This is a genomic window from Antrihabitans stalagmiti (genome assembly GCF_016482825.1).
GTDB classification, from domain to species: Bacteria; Actinomycetota; Actinomycetes; order Mycobacteriales; family Mycobacteriaceae; genus Antrihabitans; species Antrihabitans stalagmiti.
This window is the reverse complement of sequence record NZ_JAEMNV010000025.1, coordinates 1-6,238: the sequence shown is the minus strand read 5'-3', so window position 1 is coordinate 6,238 and position 6,238 is coordinate 1. Positions and strand designations below refer to the sequence as shown.

The 6,238-nt window shown below is 64.3% G+C and carries 3 protein-coding genes, 4 pseudogenes and 1 other annotated feature; of the genes and pseudogenes, 3 read left to right on the top strand and 4 right to left on the bottom strand.

Going from position 1 to position 6,238, the window contains the following annotated elements; translation table 11 throughout:
• Positions 1-247: 247 nt before the first annotated feature.
• From JGU71_RS29450 to JGU71_RS29440, 3 genes and pseudogenes are all read right to left on the bottom strand, one after another.
• Positions 248-1,091: pseudogene (locus tag JGU71_RS29450) on the bottom strand (DUF8129 domain-containing protein).
• 631 nt (positions 1,092-1,722) lie between these two features.
• A complete protein-coding gene (locus tag JGU71_RS29445; RefSeq protein ID WP_199708695.1) occupies positions 1,723-2,034 on the bottom strand; it encodes a hypothetical protein in 312 nt (103 codons plus the stop codon).
• A gap of 254 nt (positions 2,035-2,288) precedes the next feature.
• Entirely contained in the window at positions 2,289-2,579 is a 291-nt protein-coding gene (locus JGU71_RS29440) for a hypothetical protein (protein ID WP_233530280.1), read from the bottom strand.
• 669 nt (positions 2,580-3,248) lie between these two features.
• Between JGU71_RS29440 and JGU71_RS30130 the strand changes: the two are divergent.
• Together JGU71_RS30130 and JGU71_RS29430 are read left to right on the top strand one after the other, a co-directional pair.
• A pseudogene (locus JGU71_RS30130) lies at positions 3,249-3,553 on the top strand (transposase); the annotation flags it as partial.
• A 121-nt stretch (positions 3,554-3,674) separates the two neighbouring features.
• Positions 3,675-4,710, top strand: a pseudogene (locus JGU71_RS29430) (tyrosine-type recombinase/integrase); the annotation flags it as partial.
• Between the two features lie 30 nt (positions 4,711-4,740).
• On the opposite strand, the gene JGU71_RS29425 reads toward JGU71_RS29430, so the two are convergent.
• Positions 4,741-5,912, bottom strand: a protein-coding gene (locus JGU71_RS29425; RefSeq protein ID WP_233530279.1) for an IS3 family transposase whose coding sequence is annotated in 2 segments (ribosomal slippage) — positions 4,741-5,684 and positions 5,684-5,912 — 1,173 coding nt in all. Because the reading frame shifts where the segments join, the coding sequence is not laid out codon by codon here.
• Positions 5,572-5,685, bottom strand: a sequence feature (AL1L pseudoknot). It overlaps the preceding gene by 114 nt.
• Positions 5,913-5,959: 47 nt before the next feature.
• On the opposite strand from JGU71_RS29425, the pseudogene JGU71_RS30125 reads away from it, so the two are divergent.
• A pseudogene (locus JGU71_RS30125) lies at positions 5,960-6,131 on the top strand (tyrosine-type recombinase/integrase); the annotation flags it as partial.
• Positions 6,132-6,238 lie beyond the last annotated feature (107 nt).

Sequence of the window (6,238 nt, the reverse complement as noted above, 5' to 3'; positions counted from 1 at the left end):
TAGTCACCGCGATGCTCGAGCACCAGACGAACCGCCTTCTCACGAACCTCGGCTGAATAAATCTTCGACATGAGCAGTCACCTTTCCAATTGGGAAGGTGTGCATCAAAGCCGGGATGGTTCAGAGTGCTTTTGAACCGTGCGCCGGGGCGAGGAAAGTCTGGAAGGTCGGCGAGCTGGCCGGGATGACCGGGCTGACGGTGCGTGCATCAGGCGCGCTTGTGCCGACCCCGGCGGCAATAGGCACTTCACTGAACACCGGCAGTGTCCTTCGCGAGGTTGGCGAGACGAGTCTGGGCCGCCGAGACCACCGTGGAACGGTTCTTGTGCGCTTCTTCGAACGCCACCACCGCACGGATATCAGCCGGGTCCTGCAGGGTGCGGATGGCAGCTGCCGCTTTGGCGGCGTTGAGAGTGTCGTAGTCGTCGACGCGGAGGTCCTCGGCTGCGGGAATTGTGGTGCGGCCGTTGCTCCGCACCAGTTCGGTCGTGCGGGCGGGGGTGTGCTTGGCGGCGTCGGCGACATTGTCACCGATCCGCGCAATCACCGTGGCGGGCAGGTTCACCAAGGTCGTACCCAAGGCGGCGACAGACTGCAACGGTGTCCTTTTCAAGGCCACCGGCCCACCGAGCGCCTCTTCGGCCAGAACGGTGGTCAGCCAGTCGACGGTGGCCTGATGTGCGGTGATCAACCGGTCGGCAAGGTCGATCAACTCGGCGTTGCTTTCGTTGGTGGCAAGGGCTTTCAGATAGGTGGCCCGGCCCAGCAGTTGGTGTTCGAGGGTGAGATCACCCAGCAGGGCCTCGTCGAAGGGTTGCGCCTGCTCGAACACTGTCTTCACCAGGGCACCGACCCGCCCGATTGCCGGGGCGAGGACAGCCGGTACCGAGCCGAGCCGGCGGATAGCGTCCTGAATGGCTGCGGCCCGTTCGCGTCCGTGCTCGGCGTTTTGACGCAGTTCCCTACGTACCGCCTGCGTGCGTGCGTGCCTGCGCGGTGCGTGTCCGGGCGACCATCACTTCGGTGTTCGTCAACGTTTCGAGCGCGCGCAGTTGGGTGAGCATCACGCTTTTTGCGGTCGTGGTCGGCATAGAGAATCGAGCCTCCAGAAAATCGAATCAGTGAATCTTTGACAACGGAGGACGTCAGCGGTCTCGAACGCCTGCATACCGACTACCCCCGACGGTGCGACGCAAAACAGTGGTCTTTGCCCCGCCTGCGATGCGACGCTCGCGCTGGTCCGGGTGCGGTGTGCGCGCCTACGGTCGATGCGCAGCGTCGAGTGGGCGGGCGGTCGCGGGACGGTCGAGTCGAGTCGCTTTGTGGCTCATGCTCGGGCGCGGCGAGCGGTAGCTTCCTTCTCCAGGACAGCGCGCGCACCCATCGACCACGATGAAGACACTTGGGCCAAAACCCCGTCAGCACCGCTGCTCAGTGGACGAGAGTCGGCGCCCCGCGTCGGTAACATAGTCTCCGGTCTCACCGAGGTGAAGTTCAAGACCGCAGTGACCCCGCAGCTGATCACCTCCATCTACGTGCTGTTCACCGCCGCGGTGTGCTGTTCTGTTATCTCTCCCTGCGGGGGGAACGCACCGAGCCCGGCGTCAAGAACATCCTCGGACCCGTCCTCGTGGGTCCGGCGATCCTGCTCGGCGCGACGTGACCGCACGCGTGATACTTCGAGTTCGTGCTGAGTGAGGAACATCGCCACGGAAAAGGGTTCTACTTCGGAGTGAGAATCCCGGCGAGATCGGCATCTTTGATCGGAGTGTCCGCGTTCTGCTGCGCCGAGCACAGCACGTCGATCGCGATGATCGCCCCATCGATCGCGTTCGCCGCAGGATCCTCGCCGTTTTCCTCTTCGAGGAACTTCGTGACGGTAACCCGCCGATCGTCGGCATCTTGGCCGAGGTAGTCACTACAAGAGGTGTCGCCGCCCTTGTTCACCGCCTCTTCGACATTGCTGCATCCGCCGAGCAACACCGCCGACAACGCGACACTCCCGATCGTCACCTGCCGCAGACCCGGTCTCATAGATACCATTCAGCTCTACCTGCTTTCGTTGTAACCCTCTGGTACCCGAATCGTCGGCATGCCACACCTGCCGATCGAACAACCGGATAGTAACCGCCTCTCCGGGCGTCATGAAGCCATTTACCGCAGGGGGTAGCCGCGGCGCAGCTTGTGGCGCGCTGCAACGGCCGACCGTGATCACGACCGAGGCATCGGAGGCCAACCCCGGCCACAGTCCCGCCGATGGCGACGCTTGCCAGCAACGCTGCGGGCAGTCAGCGAGCGTGTTCGTGTTCGAGTTCGTCGTCGTCGCGGAATACCAGCGAGCCGCTGTCCAACGCCACCGCCCAGCGTTTGGTCAACGCCCAATCCCGCCCGTACTGGTCGTGCGGCGCGAGGACCTCGCCGAAATCGTCGACGATCACCCCGGTCTGCTCGACGCTACGCATACCGTCGGCGGTCGCGCTCGGCGACGTTCGCACCCGAGTTCCGACCGCGAACGCGACCGGGACGGTCGACGAGTTCCGGGCGACGCCGCCATCGGTGGCCACATCCTTCTTCTTCATCGCACTTCCTCCGTCGAGCCGACCGGCATTGTGCATGCTGGGAGCCGGCCACAATTCACGATGTTCGCCACGCTGGCACAGTCGCAAATTCGGGCGATCGCACACGGATGTGCATGTCGTCTGCAGTCCACGATAGACACCGCCTTCATGACTGAAAAGTCGACGTGGCATTCGACAGCAGGGCTGGGCTGTCGGTGCGCTGAAGCATGTCACACGACGCAGCGACCCGTGGCCGACTCCGGGATTGCGAATCGGACGACCCCGTGTTGCGGTGTGTGCGCAGTGCTTGAACGCAATCGGCCAGCCGGCTGTGGCGCCACGGACGCCTGCCGCGCCGGTCACAGTGGGCACCGTGTCACGGTGCCGGGACGGCCTTCTCCGCCTGCGGGTGAAATACCGGAAACGCCCCAACCGCCTCTGTTCAGGTGGTGGGAACGATTCCGTTGCTGCGCCGTTGCAGCGTGCACGCTATAGCCGGATACTCGAACTTCCAAACATGGCCACCGCAGACGTTTCTCATGCGCCACTTTCTGATGTCGTGAGATCGACGCCGACACACTGCCGCTAGATCGCACGTCCGTAGCGGTAACGCTGTCCAGCCATTGCGCCGGAACCGAGACTGACGCTCATACGTTCCGGCAGCGACCGTGCTGGCGAGTTGCGTAACCGCGGCGTGTGTGCGACGTGCTGATCGCCTGCTGCGACGGCCTAGAAGGCCTCCCTACGGCGATCGAAGCCGACGCTCCATCTCCTACACCGACCGCAAGAAAGTGGCCGACTTGCTGCTGCGTCCGATCTACACCGCCCCTAACGAGGACGCTGCGTGGGTTGCGTTGGCCGCGTTCGCCGATTCCGACATCGGCAAACGACATCCCGCCGCGGTCGCGGTGTGGGAACAGGCCTGGGAACGATTCACCCCGTTTCTGGCGTTCCCGCCCGCGCTGCGCAAGATCATCTACACCACGAACGCGATCGTTATCTGCAGTGCTCGCGGTGCTGTCCTGTATGTGGACCACGAAGACTCGGGAGGCTCGGTTTTGCTTGGCGGACGTGGTTATCTCCAGCGGTCCATGAAGCAGATCCTGGGGAGTCGAAGTGCTTGTCGTGAAGGTGGTTTCGCCGCGCTCGCGGCGTGAGTCGTTCACCGTCCTTGGTGACGACGACCGGACGGTGGCCCCGGTGGAGCGATATCTGAAGTACTTGACCGATATCGAGCGGTCGCCGAACACCATCAAGGCGCCATCAAGGCGTATGCCCACGATCTGAAGGACTGGTTCACATTCCTCGGCGGCCGGGATCGCGACTGGCGGTCGGTGACGGCCGAGGACGTCGGAGCGTTCGTCGCGTGGCTGCGGTTGCCGACGGCGTTGCGCAGCAACAGGCTTGGTGTGTTGCCGTCGGTGGATCACCACTGCGGCGAAGCGACGGTGAACCGGAAGTTGTCGGCGTTGGCGTCGTTCTATCTGCATGCCGTCCGCGACGGTGTCGAGGTCGGCGAGTTGCTGACGACCTGGCAGCTCGGTGGGTCACGCGGGGTTGGAAACCGTTTCTCCACCACATCAGCAAGAACACGCCACGACCTCGGCGAACGGTGTCGGTGAAGGCGCCGAAGAAGCTGCCGAGGGTACTGACTCGGGATGAGGTCCAGGTGCTGCTGGACTCCTGTGATCGGCTGCGGGACCGGTTCTTGCTGGCGCTGCTTTACGACACCGGGATGCGGATCGGCGAAGCGTTGGGCCTTCGTCACAGCGACATCACCGCCGCAGAGCGGCAGGTCGTCGTCTGTCGGCGCGACAACGACAACCGGGCTCGCGCGAAATCAGTGACGCCCCGGACGGTTCCGGTGAGCGCGGAACTGATCCGGCTCTACGCCGATTACCTTCATAGCGAATACGGTGACCTCGACAGCGACTACGTATTCGTCAATCTCTGGGGCCGCCCCCACGGTCACCCGTTGACCTACGGCGCGGTCTATGACCTGGTCCGGCGGTTGCGTCGCCGCACAAGCATCGACTTCGACCCGCATTGGCTGCGCCACACGGCCGCGACCAGGATGTTGCGCGACGGGATCAGCCTCGAGGTAGTCGCCAAGCTGCTCGGCCATTCCAACGTCACGGTCACCGCCACGACATGTCAAGTACCGGGTTTGATGGAGACATGATCAGTTGGTTCCGACCAGTGCGGTCGGAGTCTGAGGGGCGGAATGCCGGGCTTCGTATTCCGCTGGGGGGACGTGGCCCAGCTCGCCGTGGAGCCTTCGATGGTTGAACCAGTCGATGTACTCGGCGACCGCGATTTCGATGTCGTTGATCGAGCGCCACGGGCCCTTGTTGCGGATCAACTCGGCCTTGAACAGGGAGTTGAACGCCTCGGCGAGGGCGTTATCGTAGGAATCCCCAACGGAGCCAACAGAAGCCACGGCGTGTTCGTCGGCGAGACGCTGGGTGTAACGCACAGCGCGGTACTGCACGCCGCGGTCGGAATGATGCACGAGCCCCGACAGGTCCGCACCGTCGCGGGTGCGGCTCCAGATGCCCATCTCGAGGGCGTCGAGCGCCAGGTCGGTACGCAGCGACGTCGACACCTGCCAGCCGACGACCATGCGGGAGAACACATCGATCACGAACGCCGCGTACACCCAGCCGGCGAACGTGCGGATGTACGTAATGTCGGCCACCCACAACGCATTTGGCTTCTCGGCAACGAACTGGCGGTCGACCAGATCGGCGGGACGGCAAGTGTCGTCTGCCGGTAGCGTGGTGCGCTGCCGGCCCGGCCGGCGCGCGATCCCTCGCAGCCCGGCCGCCTTCATCAGCCGCTCGACGGTGCATCGGGCCACCTCGGTGCCCTTCCGGTTCAGTTCGGCGTGGACCTTGCGGGCGCCGTACACACTGTAGTTGTCTTTGTGCGCCTTGGTGATCTTCTCGGTCAGCTCGGCGTCGGTGACCGATCTCGCCGACGGTGGACGGGTCCTATGCGCGTAGTAGGTCGACGGGGCGAACTGCAGTACTGTGCAGATCGGCTCGACCCCGTGCTCGTCGCGGTGCGTGTCGACGAACTCGCACATCAGCGCAGTGGGCGGTCGAGCTCCGCCGCGAAGAAAGCCGAGGCCTGACGCAAAATGGTGTTGGCCCTTCGCAATTCGCGGACCTCACGCTCCAGATCGGTGATCCGCTTCTGCTCGGCGCTCGGCGTACCCGGCCGGTCACCGTTGTCGATCTCGGCGCGCTTGACCCACGTACGCAGTGCTTCGGGATGAACGCCGAGCTGCTCGGCGATCCGACGGACCGCTCCTACCTTCGCAGCGGGGTCCTGCCGAGCCTCCACCGCCATCCGCGTCGCCCGCTCACGCAGTTCGTCCGGGTACTTCTTCGGTGCCAGCCCGCAAAGTCGACATCCACGGCCGCGCAGTCACATTGGACCCCGACGGCCCGCTAGCCGAAGCCGCCTGGGCCAAACAAACGCCTCGGCCGCGCCACCCAGGCCCTGCCCAACGGCTACTGCGGGCTGCCCGTCCAGCAGAGCTGCCCTCACGCCAACGCCTGCTTCTCTGAACTTAATTCTCATGGGGCAGAGGACCTTCCGGAGATGGACCCGACGGAAGGCATGCCAAGTTCGGTCGCTGCCGTCTGTCGCCGAAGCGTGCCATCGATCTGGGC